General features: G+C 72.5%; 20 protein-coding genes. 9 read left to right on the plus strand and 11 right to left on the minus strand.

Annotation, left to right across the window (positions count from 1 at the left end):
• Positions 1 to 44 precede the first annotated feature (44 nt).
• From ACFY7C_RS29285 to ACFY7C_RS29300, 4 genes are all read right to left on the minus strand, one after another.
• Complete coding sequence (locus tag ACFY7C_RS29285; RefSeq protein WP_389655976.1) at positions 45 to 833, minus strand: enoyl-CoA hydratase/isomerase family protein; 789 nt, start codon at positions 831 to 833, stop codon at positions 45 to 47.
• Positions 834 to 847: 14 nt separating this feature from the next.
• Positions 848 to 3,091: an acetate--CoA ligase family protein gene (locus ACFY7C_RS29290; protein WP_389655978.1), complete on the minus strand. Its 2,244-nt coding sequence runs from the start codon at positions 3,089 to 3,091 to the stop codon at positions 848 to 850.
• Between the two features lie 139 nt (positions 3,092 to 3,230).
• Positions 3,231 to 4,121 carry a class A beta-lactamase gene (bla, locus tag ACFY7C_RS29295; RefSeq protein ID WP_389655980.1) on the minus strand — a complete coding sequence of 297 codons (891 nt, stop codon included), beginning with the start codon at positions 4,119 to 4,121 and terminating at the stop codon, positions 3,231 to 3,233.
• Positions 4,122 to 4,258: 137 nt separating this feature from the next.
• Complete coding sequence (locus ACFY7C_RS29300) at positions 4,259 to 5,470, minus strand: flavin-containing monooxygenase (RefSeq protein ID WP_389655982.1); 1,212 nt, start codon at positions 5,468 to 5,470, stop codon at positions 4,259 to 4,261.
• 188 nt (positions 5,471 to 5,658) lie between these two features.
• Here ACFY7C_RS29300 and ACFY7C_RS29305 point away from each other — a divergent pair, with 188 nt between their 5' ends.
• Together ACFY7C_RS29305 and ACFY7C_RS29310 are read left to right on the plus strand one after the other, a co-directional pair.
• Positions 5,659 to 6,108, plus strand: a complete 450-nt coding sequence (locus tag ACFY7C_RS29305) for a DoxX family protein (protein WP_389655984.1) — start codon at positions 5,659 to 5,661, stop codon at positions 6,106 to 6,108.
• On the plus strand, positions 6,108 to 6,533 hold the full coding sequence (locus ACFY7C_RS29310) for a Zn-ribbon domain-containing OB-fold protein (protein ID WP_389655986.1): 426 nt from the start codon (positions 6,108 to 6,110) through the stop codon (positions 6,531 to 6,533). The genes ACFY7C_RS29305 and ACFY7C_RS29310 overlap by 1 nt, the downstream gene beginning before the upstream one ends.
• Positions 6,534 to 6,567: 34 nt before the next feature.
• Here ACFY7C_RS29310 and ACFY7C_RS29315 read toward each other — a convergent pair whose 3' ends face one another.
• Complete coding sequence (locus ACFY7C_RS29315; RefSeq protein WP_389655988.1) at positions 6,568 to 7,437, minus strand: GyrI-like domain-containing protein; 870 nt, start codon at positions 7,435 to 7,437, stop codon at positions 6,568 to 6,570.
• A 125-nt stretch (positions 7,438 to 7,562) separates the two neighbouring features.
• On the opposite strand from ACFY7C_RS29315, the gene ACFY7C_RS29320 reads away from it, so the two are divergent.
• The gene (locus ACFY7C_RS29320) at positions 7,563 to 7,979 is read left to right on the plus strand and encodes a TipAS antibiotic-recognition domain-containing protein (protein ID WP_389656920.1); all 417 of its coding nucleotides are present in this window, start codon (positions 7,563 to 7,565) and stop codon (positions 7,977 to 7,979) included.
• A gap of 107 nt (positions 7,980 to 8,086) precedes the next feature.
• Entirely contained in the window at positions 8,087 to 8,767 is a 681-nt protein-coding gene (locus tag ACFY7C_RS29325) for a DUF1326 domain-containing protein (RefSeq protein WP_389655990.1), read from the plus strand.
• Here the strand turns inward: ACFY7C_RS29325 and ACFY7C_RS29330 are convergent.
• Together ACFY7C_RS29330 and ACFY7C_RS29335 are read right to left on the minus strand one after the other, a co-directional pair.
• Positions 8,764 to 9,276, minus strand: a complete 513-nt coding sequence (locus tag ACFY7C_RS29330; RefSeq protein ID WP_389655992.1) for an anthrone oxygenase family protein — start codon at positions 9,274 to 9,276, stop codon at positions 8,764 to 8,766. The two genes, ACFY7C_RS29325 and ACFY7C_RS29330, sit on opposite strands and share 4 nt — an antisense overlap.
• A 20-nt stretch (positions 9,277 to 9,296) precedes the next feature.
• Positions 9,297 to 9,701 carry a nuclear transport factor 2 family protein gene (locus tag ACFY7C_RS29335; RefSeq protein WP_389655993.1) on the minus strand — a complete coding sequence of 135 codons (405 nt, stop codon included), beginning with the start codon at positions 9,699 to 9,701 and terminating at the stop codon, positions 9,297 to 9,299.
• Positions 9,702 to 9,816: 115 nt separating this feature from the next.
• Here ACFY7C_RS29335 and ACFY7C_RS29340 point away from each other — a divergent pair, with 115 nt between their 5' ends.
• A complete protein-coding gene (locus ACFY7C_RS29340; protein ID WP_389655995.1) occupies positions 9,817 to 10,440 on the plus strand; it encodes a TetR/AcrR family transcriptional regulator in 624 nt (207 codons plus the stop codon).
• Positions 10,441 to 10,480: 40 nt separating this feature from the next.
• Here ACFY7C_RS29340 and ACFY7C_RS29345 read toward each other — a convergent pair whose 3' ends face one another.
• Entirely contained in the window at positions 10,481 to 11,629 is a 1,149-nt protein-coding gene (locus ACFY7C_RS29345; protein ID WP_389655997.1) for an alkene reductase, read from the minus strand.
• Positions 11,630 to 11,681: 52 nt separating this feature from the next.
• Between ACFY7C_RS29345 and ACFY7C_RS29350 the strand changes: the two genes are divergently transcribed.
• Positions 11,682 to 12,053, plus strand: coding sequence for a MerR family transcriptional regulator (locus tag ACFY7C_RS29350; RefSeq protein ID WP_389655998.1), 372 nt, complete (start codon positions 11,682 to 11,684; stop codon positions 12,051 to 12,053).
• Here the strand turns inward: ACFY7C_RS29350 and ACFY7C_RS29355 are convergent.
• Entirely contained in the window at positions 12,040 to 12,666 is a 627-nt protein-coding gene (locus ACFY7C_RS29355; protein WP_389655999.1) for an HAD family hydrolase, read from the minus strand. The genes ACFY7C_RS29350 and ACFY7C_RS29355 overlap by 14 nt on opposite strands.
• Before the next feature lie 18 nt (positions 12,667 to 12,684).
• Here ACFY7C_RS29355 and ACFY7C_RS29360 point away from each other — a divergent pair, with 18 nt between their 5' ends.
• On the plus strand, positions 12,685 to 13,131 hold the full coding sequence (locus tag ACFY7C_RS29360; protein ID WP_389656001.1) for an SSI family serine proteinase inhibitor: 447 nt from the start codon (positions 12,685 to 12,687) through the stop codon (positions 13,129 to 13,131).
• A gap of 16 nt (positions 13,132 to 13,147) precedes the next feature.
• Here the strand turns inward: ACFY7C_RS29360 and ACFY7C_RS29365 are convergent, their stop codons facing one another.
• A complete protein-coding gene (locus ACFY7C_RS29365) occupies positions 13,148 to 13,390 on the minus strand; it encodes a DUF397 domain-containing protein (RefSeq protein ID WP_389656002.1) in 243 nt (80 codons plus the stop codon).
• Complete coding sequence (locus ACFY7C_RS29370; protein ID WP_389656004.1) at positions 13,387 to 14,250, minus strand: helix-turn-helix domain-containing protein; 864 nt, start codon at positions 14,248 to 14,250, stop codon at positions 13,387 to 13,389. Before ACFY7C_RS29370 ends, ACFY7C_RS29365 begins: the two co-directional genes overlap by 4 nt.
• Before the next feature lie 91 nt (positions 14,251 to 14,341).
• Here ACFY7C_RS29370 and ACFY7C_RS29375 point away from each other — a divergent pair, with 91 nt between their 5' ends.
• The gene (locus ACFY7C_RS29375; RefSeq protein ID WP_389656005.1) at positions 14,342 to 14,776 is read left to right on the plus strand and encodes an ATP-binding protein; all 435 of its coding nucleotides are present in this window, start codon (positions 14,342 to 14,344) and stop codon (positions 14,774 to 14,776) included.
• 218 nt (positions 14,777 to 14,994) lie between these two features.
• Complete coding sequence (locus ACFY7C_RS29380; RefSeq protein ID WP_389656007.1) at positions 14,995 to 15,867, plus strand: oxaloacetate decarboxylase; 873 nt, start codon at positions 14,995 to 14,997, stop codon at positions 15,865 to 15,867.
• Positions 15,868 to 15,872: the final 5 nt, after the last annotated feature.

Below are 15,872 nucleotides of genomic sequence, written 5' to 3' on the forward strand. Positions count from 1 at the left end.
CGGTTCGTCAGATGAGAACCCCCGTGACGCCTCGGCCCCCGCCCCTACCGCCCCTCGAACCGCGCCGCCCGCCGCTCCACGAACGCCGCCACGCCCTCCCGCGCGTCCCGCGTCGTCATGCAGAGCTCCTGGGCCGCCGCCTCCGCCGCGAAGGCGGCGGCCCGGTCGGCGTCCAGGGACGCGTTGACCAGCTGCTTGGTGAGCGCGAGGGCGCGGGTGGGCCCCTGGGCGAGCCGCTCGGCCCACTCGCGGGCCGTCTTCTCCAGCTCCTCCGCCGGGACCAGCCGGTTCACCAGCCCCATCGCCCGCGCCTCGGCCGCCGGCACGGCGTCGCCGAAGAACATCAGCTCCTTCGCCCGCTGCGGCCCCACCAGCCGCGGCAGCAGATACGCCCCGCCGCCGTCCGGCACGATCCCGCGCCGGACGAACACCTCCACGAACCGCGCCGACTCCGCCGCGATCACCAGGTCGCACGCGAACGCCAGATGCGCCCCGATCCCGGCCGCCGTCCCGTTCACCGCCGCGATCACCGGCTTCTCGCAGTCCAGCACGGCCCCGACGAAGCGCTGCGCGCCGCGCCGGATCATCCGGGCCACGTCCCCCTGCACCCGCTCCCCGGCGGCGGACGGCCCGCCGCGCAGGTCCGCCCCCGCGCAGAAGCCCCGCCCCGTCGCGGTCACGACCACCGCCCGGACCTCCGGGTCGGCCGAGGCCTCGTCGAGCAGCGCGACGATCCGCTCCCGCTGCTCCCAGGTGACCGCGTTCATCGCCTCCGGCCGGTTGAGCGTGATCCACGAGACGCCGTTCTCGACGGCGTGCAGGACGTCCTCCACGTGCGTACGCCTCCTCAGCGGCACACCGCGAGCGCGTCCAGGGCCACCGCGCCCTGCCCCCGCGGCAGCACCATCAGCGGGTTGATGTCCAACTCGGAAAGCTCCCCGTCGAGTTCGAGGGCCATGCGCTGCACCCGCAGCACGACCTCCACCAGCGCGTCCACGTCCGCCGGCGGCGCCCCCCGCACCCCGTCGAGCAGCGCCCGTCCGCGCAACTCGCCCAGCATGTCCCGGGCCTCCCGCTCCCCGAACGGCGGCACGCGCACGGCCGTGTCGTTCAGGACCTCCACCAGGACCCCGCCGAGCCCGACCGTGACCGTCGGCCCGAACAGGGAGTCATGGGTCACGCCCACCACCATCTCCACCCCCCGCCCGACCATCTGGCAGACCAGGATGCCGTCCAGGTCGAGCTCCTCGTAGCGGGCGATGTCGGTCAACTCCCGGTAGGCGTCCCGGACCTGGCTCGCCGACGTCAGTCCGACCTTCACGAGCCCGAGCTCCGTCTTGTGCGCGAGCCGCGCGCCCGACGCCTTCATGACCACCGGATACCCCACCAGTCCCGCCGCCCGTACGGCCGCGGCGGCGCTGGTCACCAGCTGCTCGCGGGGCACCCGTATCCCGTACGCCCGCAGCAGCTGCTTCGCCGCGTGCTCGCTCAGCCGGTGGCCGGGCCGGAGCAGGGCCCGGGCCTTGCGGAGGGAGGGGGACGGGGTGCGCGGGGCCTCGTCGAAGGGGGAGCGGTAGCCGGTGGTGAAGCGGTGGTGGTCGAGGTACGCCTTGACCGCGCCGATGCAGTTGCCGAACGTGCGGAAGGTGGCGACCCGCGAGGAGCCGAGCAGGGTCGTGCGGTAGGCGTCCTCGGTGCCGACCGGCGAGCCCCACACCACGCAGATCAGCTTGTCCGTCTCCTCGGCCGCGTCCACCAGGTCCCGCGCGAGCCGGTCGCTCATCGGCGGGAAGGGGCCGGTGATGGGGCAGATCAGCACCCCGACGGACGGGTCGGCGAGGATCGCGTCGATGATCTTCCGGCCGCGCCAGTCGCCGACCGGGTGCCCGCCGTTGTCGACGGGGTTGGCCACGCTCAGGTACTCCGGTATCCACTGGTGGAGCTCGTCCTGCTTGGTGACCGACAGGGTGGGCAGGGTGAGGCCCGCCGCGGTCGCCAGGTCGGAGAAGTGGGCGCCGGTGCCGCCGGAGATGGAGTAGACGACGACGCCCTCGGCGACCGGACGGCGGGCGCGGGCGAGCAGCGCCGCGGTGTCCTGGAGCTGGTCGAGCCCGTCGACCCGGATCACCCCGAACTGCCGCATGGCCGCGTCGACGACCTGGTCGGCGCCGGTGAGCTTGCCGGTGTGCGAGGCGGCCATCCGGGCCCCGGCCTCCGTGCGGCCGACCTTCACGGCGACGACGGGCACCTGACGGCGGGCGGCCTGGTCGGCGGCGAGCAGGAAGGAGCGGCCGTCCTTGAGCCCCTCCACGTAACAGGCGATGGCCCCGACCTCGGGCCGGTGTGCGAAGTACGAGATGAAGTCGGCGGTCTCCAGGTCGGCCTCGTTGCCGGTGGGCGCCCAGTGCGAGAGCCGTATGCCGAGCTCCTGCATCGTGAACAGGGGCCTGCCCTGGTGGCCGGACTGGGTGATCAGCGCGATCGCCGGTCCCTCCAGGTCCTCGCGGAAGCGCTCGAAGGCGTTGAGGTTGGTGTTGGGGCCGAGGAGCCTCGTCCCGGACCGCCCGACCGCCGCCGCCAGCCGCTCCTGCGCCCGCGCGCCCTCCTCCCCGGTCTCGGCGAAGCCGGAGGCGAAGGCGACGGCGAACCGCACCTTGGACCCGGCGAGCCGCTCGATGACGGGCAGCGGGTCGGCGACCAGCAGCACGGCGAGGTCGACGGGCGCGCCGAGGTCCCCGAGGGTGTCGAGTTCCTCGACGGAGGGCACGCAGTCGATGCCGAAGACGCTGGTACGGGTCGGATGCACGGGCACCACCCGCGCGCCGACCCGCCCGGCCCAGTCGAGCAGCTGCCGGGTGATCCCGGTGTTGGGCCGCCCCTCGGTGTCGGAGGCGCCGACGACGGCGACCACCCGGGGCCGGAAGAACCGGTCGAGGTCGGGCACGGGCGCGTACAGCGGGCGCCCGCTGACGTCGGTGTCGCCCTCGACTGCGGCGATGCCGTGCACGACCGTCCGGGCCGGCTGTTCGCCGCAGGCGTCCACCCGGGCCCGGAGGTCGGTGGTGAAGGTCCCGTGAGTCGATCCCAGCATCGTTCCGCACCGCCCATCCCGAAGACCGGAGCCGCCCCGGCTTGACCTGACGCACAGTCAGATTACTCAACTGACGGTCAGTCAGGAATAGGTCGTTCGGGAGTCGTGCGGGGAGTCGTACGGGGAGGGGGCGGGCGGACTACGTGGTCACGGCGTCCGCGAGCACCTCGGCCGCCCTGGCCACCAGCACGTTGTCGGCCTCGGCGTCCTCCGCCGGCTTGGTGGTCATGACGGCCAGGACGACCGGCGGCCGGCCGGGCGGCCAGGCGATCCCGGCGTCGTTGTTCCCGCCGTACCGGCCGCCGCCGGTCTTGTCGGCCAGCGTCCAGTCGGCCGGCAGCCCCTTGCGGAAGCGCTCGAGGCTGGTCGTGTTGGCCAGCATCCAGCCGGTCAGCCGGCGCCGGTCGCCGGTCGCGAGGGCACCGCCCAGGACGAGCCGGGCGTAGGAACGGGCGATCGCGCGCGGGGTCGTCGTGTCCGTCTCGCGCCACGGCTCCGCCGAGTTCAGCTCCGGCTCCCAGCGGTCGAGCCGGGTCACCTCGTCGCCGATGGACCGGGCGAAGCGGGTGATGGCCGTCGGGCCGCCGAGCTCGCGCAGCAGCAGGTTGGCGGCGGTGTTGTCGCTGTGGGTGATGGAGCACTCGCACAGCTCGGCGACCGTCATGCCGCCCTCGACGCGCTTGCTCGTGACCGGCGACCAGCCCGAGCGCTCCACGTACTCCTGCGTGTAGTGAACGCGCCGGGCGAGGAACTCGCCGTCGCGGTCCAGGTCCCGCAGCACCCCCGCCGAACCCAGCGTCTTGAACAGCGAACACATCGGGAAGCGTTCGTCCGCGCGGTACGTGACCAGGCGGCCGCTCCCGGTGTCGTACGCGTACGCCCCGAGGCGGGCGCCGTGCTCCCGCTCCAGCGCGCGTAAACGCCGCCGCGCCCCTCCGGGCGCGGCATGGGCAGGGGTCAGCGGCAGCGCCACGGCGGCAAGGGCCGCGCCGGTGCCTGCGGCGAGGATCGAACGACGGTCGGGTCGCACGTTTCGGTGCCTTTCGTTGATACGAACGAGACGCAGGAGGTGACGCCCCCGCCCGCGAGGGCGGTTGCACCGCAACGTACGACCCACGACGCGCGCGAGCCTGCGACCGCCACGCCGGCCATCGGCCGCGCGGGCGGCTAGCTCCGGCTCGCGGGCCCGCTCTCCGGACCGGCTCCGGCCGCCTGGGTGCCCGCGCCGCTGCGGGCGATCCGGCGGGCGATCCGCTCCGCGTCGCGGGCGAGTTCGCGCAGCATGCCGCTGATCGGGTTGGTGAACCCGGTGAAGTAGAGCCCCGGGGCGGTGCGCGGGCAGCGGGGGCCGCGGGTCAGGGGTCGGCCCTGGGGGTCCAGGACGTCCAGGTGGCCGAGGAGGGGTTCCAGGGCGCGGTGGTAGCCCGTGGCGGCGATGATCGCGTCCGGGGTGATCCGGTTGCCGTCCGCGAGGACGACCTCGCGCCCGTCCAGCGCCTCGACGGCCGCGACGACCTCGACCTTGCCGGACCGGATGGCGTCGACGAGCCCCACGTCCTGCACCGGCACCGCTCCCGCGCGGGTGCGGGTCGCGAGGCCCGTGTCCGGGCGGGGCAGGCCGTACGCCGTCAGGTCCGGCGACGCGAAGCGGCTCAGGGCCCGGCCGAGCAGGTCGACCAGCGCCACCGGCAGCCGCCGGACCAGGATGCCGCTGCGCTGGGCGGGCCAGCCGAGGGTCGTGCGGCGCACGATGTGCGGGACCGTCCGCACCGCCAGCCGCACCCGGGCGGCCCCGCCCTCCGCCAGGTCCGCGGCGATCTCCGCACCGGTGTTGCCGACGCCCACGACGAGGACGTCCTTGCCCTCGTACGGCCCCGGCGCGCGGTACTCCCGCGCGTGCGCGAGCTCGCCCTCGTACGTCTCGCGTCCGGGCCATGCCGGCAGCCGCGGGGTGTGGTTGTAGCCGGTGGCCACGACCACGGCGCTGCCGACGAGCCGCCGCCCGCCGGTCGCGTACAGCACCCATTCGGTGCCGTCCCGCTCGACGCGGAAGACCTCGACCCCGGTGACGATCTCCAGCTCGTGCTTCTCCGCGTACGCCTCCAGGTAGCGGACCACGTCCGCCCGCGCCACCCAGCGCCCGTAGGAGCGCGGGATCTTGAGGCCGGGCAGTGCGGACAGGCGCCTGGTGGTGTGCAGGCGCAGCCGGTCGTAGTGCTCGCGCCAGGAGGCGCCGACGGCGTCGGACTTCTCCAGGACGACGGCCCGGACGCCGCGGGCGCGCAGGGTGGCGGCGACCGCGAGTCCGCCGGGGCCGCCGCCGATGACGTACACCGGGTGGACGACCTGTGGGGGCGGTGCTTGGGGGGTGGTGACCATGAATTCTGAGCGTAATGACGTGTACACGCTGTGGGTCTCGGTCAAGAGGGATTTCGGTTGCGAATCGGTCACGCGGACCCGTCCCCCTCCCTCGCCGCCCACCTCGCCTCCCCGCTCCCCCTTGTGTCCGGAGTGCTCCTGCGCTGAACTGACGTACCGTCAGATCCGTTTCCCCGGGAGGCTCGCGCATGCAGACCGTCTGGCTCACCGGCGCCGAATGGCTCGCCGTCCTCCGCATCGGCCTCGGCCTGTGGTGGCTGGAGAGCTGGCGCCACAAGGACAGGAAGGGCTGGTTCGAGCGCGGCACCGGCATCGCCTGGGCCGCCGACGTCGCCGCCCGGCACAAGTGGCCCGCCGTGAAGAAGGGCTTCGACGCCGTCGTCGCCCCCCGTCCCAAGCTCATGGCGTACGTGGTCGTCAACGCCGAACTCGCCCTCGGCCTCGGCCTGATCACCGGCCTCCTCACCCCCGTCGCCCTCGTCGGCGGCCTGCTCCTCAACCTCCTCTACCTCATGCTGATGATCCACGACTGGGCCGAGCAGGGGCAGAACGCGATGATGGCGCTGATCTCCCTCGTCGCCCTCTTCGCCATGTCCTGGCAGACCTGGTCCCTCGACCACGCGATCGGACTCTTCTGATGACCGCCCGCCCCGCCAGCCTCCCCGACGTCGACGCCTTCACCCGCCCCTACTGGGACGCCGCCGCCGAAGGCCGCCTCCTCCTGCGCCACTGCGCCGACTGCGACCGCACTCACCACTACCCCCGCGAGTTCTGCCCCCACTGCTGGAGCGACGCCGTCGCCTGGCGGCGCGCGAGCGGCCGCGCCGTGCTCTACACCTGGTCCGTCGTCCACCGCAACGACCTCCCGCCCTTCGGCGACCGCGTCCCCTACGTGGCGGCGGTGGTCGACCTCGCGGAGGGCCCGCGGATGATGACCGAGATCGTCGACTGCCCGGAGCACGAGCTGCGCATCGGCATGGACCTGGAGGTCGCCTTCCGCCCGGAGGGCGACCTCCACGTGCCGGTCTTCACGCCCCGGCGCCCGTGCCCCGCGAGTCTGTGACCCGCGGGTCCGTGACCCGCCGGCCCGGGTCCCGCTAGCCGGCGACCCGCTCGACCGGGACCCACAGCTGCGAGTCCGTCTCCGCGCCGATCTCCACCGGCTGGGTCTTCAACAGCTCCGGACCCGGGCGGCTCGCGTACGGGTTCGAGGGGAACCACTGCGTGAAGACGTCCCGCCACAACTCCTGGAGGGCGCTCGGATAGGGCCCGTGGTTGTCGAAGACCGCCCACGTCCCGGCCGGCACGTCCAGGACGTCCAGCTCCTCCGCGGACGTTCCCGGACCGGTCGCCACACCGATCCAGTAGTCCACCTCGGCGCCCTCCTCACGGCTGTCGCTCAGGTGCTCCACCGCCGACAGGACCCCTTCCGGGTCCCGGTCGGACAGCGCCTTCATCCGTACGATCGCCTGCTCGCCCAGGTTCTCCACGTGCGCCGCGGCGGCCGCGTTCACCCCCTCGTGGACGAGCGGGACCCGGGCCTTCCTGCCGACGATCCGGAAGGCGTCCTTCTCGACGATCCGGTACCGCATGGTGCTACTCCCTTCGACGACGACACGGAAGGACATCCGCGGCTGGGACGTGAGCACCGCTCCCGTACGCCGGACCTCGCCCGGCCCCACCCCGTGCACCGAACGGAACGCCCGGGCGAACGCCTCGCCCGAGCCGTAGCCGTACCGCACCGCGATGTCGAGCAGCGTCCGCTCCCCGGCCAGCACCTCGGCCCCGGCCAGCGTCATGCGCCGGCGCCGTACGTACACGGAGAGCGGCATCCCGGCGAGCGCCGAGAACAGCCGCCGGAAGTGGTACTCCGACGTCATCGCGATCCGGGCGGCCTCGGCGACGTCCACCTCGCGGTCGAGACGGCGCTCCATGTGGTCAAGGGCCCGGTTCAGCTCCTCCAGCACGCCTGTGCGTCCTTCCTTCTGGTGCCTTCACCGTAGGAAGGACCACCCTCCCAGGACCCGACAAGCCGTGCCCGGAACGGTCGGGTGCGGCGGGGCGGCGGGGGGCGGGCCGGCGGCACTTGCGGTTGACACCGCGGCAACTCCTACGGTCTTCGTACGGGGCCGGACCGACCGGCCCCGGCGAGGGAAGGGCACCGCCATGGCCTGGTCGATCGCCGACGGAGTCCCGGAAGGCGGCAGAATCCCTGACCCCGGAGGCCGGCGAGGAGTGGCAGCGCGAGGTCACCGCGCAGATGATCCGCTTCGCCGAGCACATGGCCGCCGGCACCCCCGTCGACGACCCGGCGGTCCAGTCCGAGGTGGACGCCCACTACAAGGGCGTGTGCCGCTTCTGGACGCCGAACGCGGAGGCGTACCGGGGCCTGGCCGCCACGTACGCGGAGGACCCGCGGTTTCGTGAGAACTTCGACCGGATCGCCGACGGCCTGGCCGAGTATCAGCGTGCTGCGATGGCTGTCTATGCGGATGCCCGGCTGAGCTGACGGCTGGCGGCTGACGACTGGCGGCCGGACGCCTCGGGGGGATCATGCGCGGTCGACGGGCTGCAGACCGTCGACGGCGTCATGCTGGAAGGTAGGAGGCGAGCAGGATGACCACTCCTACCGAAACCGAAACCGGAGCCGACACCGGCACCGACACCCGATGGCATCTCGTCGGCGACTGGTTCGACACCTGTAAATGCACGATCCCGTGCCCCTGCACCTTCGCCCAGCCACCGACCTTCGGCGACTGCGAAGGCGTGCTGGTCTGGCACATCAGAGAGGGCACCTACGGAGACGTACGCCTCGACGGCCTCAACGTCGTCATGCTGGGGTCCTTCACCGGCAACCCGTGGACGGGCGAGCACACCGACCCCTTCGCCGCCGTCTTCGTCGACGAGCGCGCCGACGAGCGGCAGCGGGCGGCGCTGGGGGCGATCTTCGGCGGGGAGGCGGGCGGCTGGCCGGCGCAGTTCGGCGAGATGTTCGGCGCCGAGATGCGGGGGATGGAATTCGCTCCGATCGAGGTGACCGTGGCCGCCGACCTGGCGTCCTGGAGCGCGGAGGTCCCCGGCAAGGTACGGGCGGGCGCGGAGGCCCTCACCGGCCCGACGACCCCGGAGGGCGCCCGGGTCCAGGTCCACAACACCCCGGGCTCGGAGGTCGGCCCCGGCCAGGTCGCGACCTGGGGCCGGTCGACCGTGGACCGGGCGGACGCGTACGGCTTCAGCTGGGACCGCAGCGGCCGGTCGAGCAAACACTTCCCGTTCGACTGGAGCGGCCCTGACTAGGCCGTTCCGGACTGGGTCAGCTCGGACGAGGCCCGCCCGGACTGGGCCCGTTCGCCGCTCGACCGGAGCGCGAGGAGGCAGAGCAGGGCGAAGGCGGCGACGGCGCTGATCGTACGGGCGTCGTTGAAGAGCTCCCAGCGCCCCAGGAGCTCGGCGGTGTCGGGCTCGGGCCCCTCGACGGCCCACCGCTTGATCCTTCCGTTGATCGGCACGTTCCCGAAGCGGGTGATCAGGAAGGACGCGAAGGTGAGCGCGCTCGCCGCCGCGGCCATGGCCCGGGCGCGGCCGTGGGCGAGGAAGGCGAGAACGGCCGCGCTGAGGAAGGAGACGACCATCGTGCCCTGGACGGTGATTCCATTGATCTTCATCAGCTCGGCGTGGAACGCGAACCGCATGTCCTGCGGCACGGCGTCGAAGGTCGGCACGAGGTTGGCGGCGCCGTAGCCGAAGGCGCCGGCGAGCAGACCGGTGGCGAGCAGAGAGATCCCGAGTGCGAGTCGGACGCGCATGGTGTGGGCTCCTTGGATGGTCAGCGGGACACGGCGCGGGTGAGCTGGTGCGCGCGGCGCATCCGGCCGTCGTCCGTGAAGTCGGCGAAGAGGTGCACGTCGGTGGTGGTGGCTCCGCCCTGACGTGTGCGGGCGTGGACGGTGAGGCGGGCGGCGATGTGGGTGCCCTGGGCGAGGGCTTCGTGCACCTCGAACCGGTATGCGGTCACGTTCCTGCGCACCGGTCGCAGATGGGCGAGGAGCCGGTCGTGATCGAGCCGGATGCCGTCACTGATCTGCACGATGTCCGGTGTGAAGTGGCGCTCCATCACGTCCTCCGGTGGGGTGCCGCCGACGGTGGCCGCGGTGAGGGATTCGAAGAACGCGGTGACGAACCGTGCGGGGTCGGAGTCGGGGGCAGGCTCGGATTCGGTGGAGGGTGGCATGGCTTCCCCCGGGGCTCGGGCGGACGAGGGCATCGTGCGGGGCAGGGCGGCCTACAATTTCTTACACGGCTGTAAAGGTACGAGTGATCCACTAACTTTGACAAGGGTGTAAGAGATGACGGCCTCCGGGGAGCCCGGTCACCGCCGCCGCGCGGACGCCGAGCGCAGCAGGGCTCTTGTCCTCGACGCCGCCGTCCGCCTGCTGCGGCAGCGTCCCGACGCCGGGATGGAGGCCATCGCGAAGGCGGCCGGGGTGACCCGGCAGACCGTCTACGCCCACTTCTCCTCGCGGGACGGGCTGCTGGCGGCCGCCGTCGACCGGATCACGTCGGACGCCGTCGCGGCCCTGGACGCTGCCGAGCTCGACGAGGGACCGGCCGGAGCCGCCTTGCTGCGGTTCCTCGATGCGTCATGGCAGTCGTTCGAGGGCAACGCACCGCTCCTCCTGGCCGAGGCCGAGGCCGGGGGAGGGGGCGAGGACGGGGGCGAGGACGGGCGGGATTCCGACCGCCATGGGCTCGTCACCGAACGTCTCGTCCGCCTCATCGAACGCGGCCGCCGCACCGGCGAGTTCGCACCCGGACCCTCGTCCCGCTGGCTGGTCTCCGCGCTCGTCGCCGTCGGCCACGCGGCCGGCGCCGAGGCGACATCCGGCCGCATGACCCACGCCGAGGCGAAGGCGGCGCTACGCGTCACGGCCCTGCGCCTTCTCGGAGCCACGGACGAAGCGCGCCAGTGACGAGGCGGGCGCGGGTGCGGGTTTGCGCCGAGAGCCCCGGCTACCCCACGAGCGCCCCCGCACCCTCCCGAGTCGTCGGGTAGTCCGTGTAACCCGTCGCCCCACCCCCGTACATCAGCCCCTCCATCCGTACCGCGTTGAGCGGCGCACCCGCCCGCAGTCGTTCGACCAGGTCCGGGTTGGCCAGGAAGGCGCGGCCCAGGGAGATGAGGTCGGCGCCGGCGGCGAGGAGGCGTTCGCCGGCCTGGCGGCCGCCGTCGGCGGGGAGCGGGCCGCCCCAGCCGAGGACGGGGTTGGCGATCAGCGTGCCGGGCCAGATCCTCCGGATCTCCTGGAACAGCGGCTGCTCCGGGTCCGCGAACACCACGTGCAAGTAGGCGAGGCCCCCGCCGAGGCCCCCACCCGACCCGCCGAGCGCCGAGACCAGCGCCGGGTAGATGGCCTCCGTGTCACCCTCCTCGACGCCGTTGACGGCGACTCCGGGAGAGATCCGCACCCCCACCCGCTCCGGCCCGATCGCCTCCGCGACCGCCCGCACGACCTCCACCACGAAGCGGATCCGGTGCTCGACCGGGCCGCCGTACTCGTCGTCCCGCAGGTTCGTGTTCTTCGCCAGGAACTGGTGGAGGAGGTAGCCGTTGGCGGCGTGCACCTCGACGCCCTCGAAGCCCGCCTCGACGGCCCGCCGCGCGGCGGCGGCGAAGTCGGCGACGGTCGTCCCTATGTCGTCGTGGGTCATCTCTCGCGGGACGACGGCCGGCCGCCGCCCGCCCGGCGTGTGGATCTCCTCCGGCAACGCCACCGCCGACGGCGCCACCGGCACCAAGCCGCTGTTGTCCGGGTGGCCGACCCGCCCCCCGTGCTGGAGCTGTACGAACATCCGCCCGCCCGCTTCCCGTACGGCGTCGGTGACTCCCCGCCACCCTGCCACGTGAGCATCGGAGTAGAGCGCGGGAATGTCGGCGTAGGTCTGTCCCACGGCGTTCGGCGTCGTGGCCTCGGCGATGATCAGCCCGGCCGAGGCGCGCTGCGCGTAGTACGTCGCCATGAGCGGCCCGGGCGTGCCGTCGGCGGCGGCGCGGTTACGGGTCATCGGGGCCATCACCAGCCGGTTGGGCAGCGGCAGGGCGAGGGGGCCGAGGGTCGTGGTCTCGAAGAGGCGGGAAGCGCCCGCGCTGTCGTTCGTCATGCCGGTACCGTAGAAGTTGACACCGGTGTCAGATTCAAGTGATGGGGTGGACATGCGCATCGGCGAACTCGCCCGTCGCAGCGGAGTGACCGAGCGTTCCCTGCGCTACTACGAACAGCAGGGCCTGCTCCGCTCCGACCGCACCCCCGGCGGCCACCGGGAGTACGGCGACTGGGCAGTCGACCGCGTCATCCGCATCCAGTCGCTCTACGCGGCGGGCCTGAACAGCAAGAAGATCGCCCGCATCCTTCCCTGCATGCAGGACGTCGACGCCGGCCCGACCGAGCTCACCACCGGCCGGCTGGTCGACGAACTCATCGAGGAACGCGAGCGCATCGACCGCCTGATCGTCGATCTCCTCCGCTCCCGTGACGTCCTGGACGAGTTCATCGACACCGCCTCGGCGGCCGTCACGAGGCCCTGACGCTCGCCAGTATCTCCGGTACGGCCTCCGCCAGTGTGGCGAAGTGCCGGTGCGAACCCTCCGGCGGGACAGCCGTGTTGACGGTCCAGACCGTCATTCCGGCCGCCCGCCCCGACCGTACGCCCGAAGGCGCGTCCTCGATCACCAGACAGTCGGCCGGGTCCGCGCCCAGCTTCTCGGCGGCCATCAGGTACGGCACGGGCGAGGGCTTGCCCTCGCTGACGCAGGCCGCGTCCACGATCAGGCCGGGCAGCGGCAGCCCGGTCCGCTCGAACCGCCCCCGTACCCGGTGCTCGTAGTTCGACGTCACCAGCGCCCACCGGTCGGCGGGCAGGGCGTTCAGGAGCTCGGCCGCGCCCTCGAAGGCGCTGTACGTACCCGTCCGCACGTCCTCGTCCTCCAGCGCGTGCAGGAGGGCGAGGCACTCGTCGGGATCGGCCCCGGGCGCGACGGTCGCGAACGTCTCCACCGGCCGCGTCCGCAGCGCGACGGCGTACACCTCGTCCCCGTCCAGCCCGTGGTGAGCAGCCCAGGCGTGCCAGACACGCCGCTGGTTCTCGACTGCGTCCATCAGGGTGCCGTCGACGTCGAAGAGGATGAAGGTGCTGGTCATAGGGGGGAGATCGTAGACATGAAACGAAACCTTGCCTACGCCTTTGCCGCCGCCACCTGCGCCGCCGCCCTCGGCCTCGGCCTCTCCGGCACGGCCACGGCCGGCCCCGTGCCCGTCCCCGTCTCCGGACCGGAAGGCCCCGCCGCCACCGAGTGGGCGCCGAAGCCGCCCACCCGCCTGCACCTGACCGTCACGGACTCGGCCGGTGTCGCGAAGGACGTCTTCCTCGGCTGTCGCCCGAACGGCGGCAACCACCCGAAGGCGGACCTGGCCTGCGACGCCCTCCACGACTCCGGCGGCGACTTCGACAAGCTGAAGGGCGAGCTGAGGGCCTGCACGCAGCAGCACGACCCGGTCACGGCGAAGGCGGAGGGCACGTTCAACGAGGCCCCCGTCTCCTGGACGAAGACCTTCGGGAACGCGTGCGAGATGGAAGCGGCGACGGCCCCCGTCTTCGTGTTCTGACCGCTGCTTCCGGCGGTCAGACGCGCGCGTACGACACGAACGACGACCACACGGCGGGCGCCAGGGCGAGCTGGGGCCCGTCGGGGTTCTTGGAGTCGCGGACGTGGACGGTGGTGGGGTGCGCGGCGACCTCGACGCAGTTGCCGCCTTCGCTGCTGCTGTAGCTGGACTTGAGCCAGTGGTATGCGACTTCGAGGCACTCGCCACCTTCGCCGCCGCTGTAGCTGCTCTTGAACCAGGCCAGATCCGCAGTGCTCATAGCTCTCCCAGCATCTTCTCGATCAAGTCCAGGGACTCGTGGGACGTGAGTGCCTGTGCGCGGATGATCCCATAGCGCTCGGTGTACGTGCGCACCTCTTCCGGGTCGGTGATTAGCCGAGCGTGACTGTAGCTCTCGATGTAGGCGACCTCCCGCCTTCCCTTGGGCGTGAGAAGGGTGAACGCGCCTTCCAGGCCCGGGTGTTCCGTGCAGTCGAAGGGCAGGATCTGTAGGTGTACGGTGCGCCGTTGGGCGACCTCGATGAGGCGCCGCAACTGCTCCCGGAAGGCTTCCGCGCCGCACAGCGGGCGGCGTAGTACGGCCTCCTCGATGACGAAGCTGAGCGTCGGCGCGGGCCACTTGTCGAGGATGGCCTGCCGCGAGATGCGGTCCGCGATCCGCTTCTCGAGCGTCTCCTCGTCGTACAGCGGACGACGATGTCGGAAGACGGCCTCCGCGTAGGTCCGAGTCTGGAGAATGCCCGGCACGGCCTGCACCGCGTAGTAGTGCAATGCGACGGCCTCTGCTTCCTCCTTCGCGAAGCTCCTGAACCAGTCCGGATGCCGCACCCGCGCCCGCGCCAGCGCCTCCCTCACGTCGTCCACCGACGCGATCAGCACCCCGTCCGCCCGCAGCACCGGATCCGCCCGGATCAGGAAGTCGGGTTGCGGGGTGCGGACGCCGCGCTCTACCGAGGAGACCAGGTCCTCGCTACAGTGCGTGGCGTCCGCGAGCTCCGCCTGGCTCAGGCCCGCGTTCTTGCGCAGGACCTTGATGATTTTCCCCAGCGCCCTGAACAGATGCGCCGTACCGTCGACTTCGGACGGCCGTTCCGGCCGCTCCTCCTCGTTTCCCGACATCCGTACCGCCCTCTTGGCGTGCTCGTACCGCTACTCAGCGTCGTGGTGTCGCCCCTGGTCAGGTTACGGCCGGGGCTCCAGTCTCGGGGCCATGAAGACGGAAATGACCACCCTCACCAGTGAGTCCGGCGGCGCGTCCGGGAGCGTGTTCGCGCAACGGCTCTCTTCGACGCGCCGGGGCGCGCGGCTCGCGCGCCTCCTCGCCGTGCAGCAGATGCGGGACTGGGGGCTGTCGGACACCGATGCCGCCGAGCTGGTGGTGGCCGAGCTGGCCAACAACGCGGTCACGCACGGTCGGGTGCCCGGCCGGGACTTCGAGGTCCGGCTCCTGCTTGCCGAGGACCACCTGCGGGTCGAGGTCTCCGACACCCGCGCCGAGCGCGAACCCGAGCCCAACCCGTATCCGGACGAGAACGGCTACGGCCTTCCGCTCGTCGCCGCGCTCGCCACCGCCTGGGGGGTGAAGAGCCGCTGCGTCGGCAAGACGGTCTGGGCGGCGGTGCCGGTGACGGTGGCGGTGGGATGACGCGTCCCGTCCCGGCCCGTCCCGTCCCGTCCCGGTCGCTCGGCCGACGCGGCGCGACGGAGGTGTCGCCTCCGCTTTCTCCAGTGACGTTTCTGCAGGTGAAAGCCGTCCGCCTGGCGGGTGAGGGCGCGCCCGTCCCGGGGATGTCGCGGGCGTGCGCCGCCAACCATCGTGTCGGCAGCGCGTCGGCGCGCTGCGCGAGGACGAGGAGTCAGGCAGTGGGCCACACCAGTTACGGCAACGCGTTGCGCGACCGGATCACCGCACCGGGGACGACGCCCCTGGTCGGGGTGTTCGACATGTACTCGGCGTCCGTCGCCGCCGGGCACTACGACGGGATGTTCGTGTCGGGGTTCGGCTTCGCGGCCTCGTACTACGGGCTGCCGGACATCGGCTTCATCGCGTGGCCGGACATGCTGGCCTTCGTGCAGCGGCTGCGCGGGGCGTTCCCCCGGCACGACCTGCTCGTCGACATCGACGACGGGTACGTCGACCCCGAGGTCGCCTGCCACGTCGTGGAGAGCCTGGAGCGCATCGGGGCCTCCGGGGTGATCCTGGAGGACCAGAAGCGGCCGCGGCGGTGCGGGCACGCGGACGGGAAGCAGGTGCTGCCGTTGGAGGAGTACCTGACCAAGCTGGAGATGGTGCTCGCCACCCGCCGGGACCTGGTGGTCGTGGCCCGTACGGACGCGACGGACGAGGACGACATCCTGCGGCGGGCCGAGTGCCTGGCGGCCACCGACGCCGACGCCGTCCTGGTGGACGGTGTTCGGAGCGTGGAATGGGTCCGCCGGATCCGGAAGGTCGTGGACGGCAAGCCGCTGCTCTTCAACCAGATCGCGGGCGGCAAGTCGCCCCGGCTCTCCCTGTCCGAGCTGACCGATCTCGGCGTGGACGTGGCGATCTACAGCACGCCGTGCCTCTTCGCCGCCCATGAGGCGATGGACGCGGCGCTGGCCGAGCTGAGGCGGGCGGACGGCCGGCTGTCGGCCGTCGATCCCGGCAGCGGGGTCGGCGTCGCCGCCTCGACCCGGCTCCTTGAGCGGAACATCGCCCGGCACCGGGGGGCGCCCGAGCGGGCGGAGGTGTGATCGGG

It is taken from the genome of Streptomyces sp. NPDC012769 (assembly GCF_042901205.1).
In the GTDB taxonomy this organism is placed as follows: Bacteria; Actinomycetota; Actinomycetes; order Streptomycetales; family Streptomycetaceae; genus Streptomyces.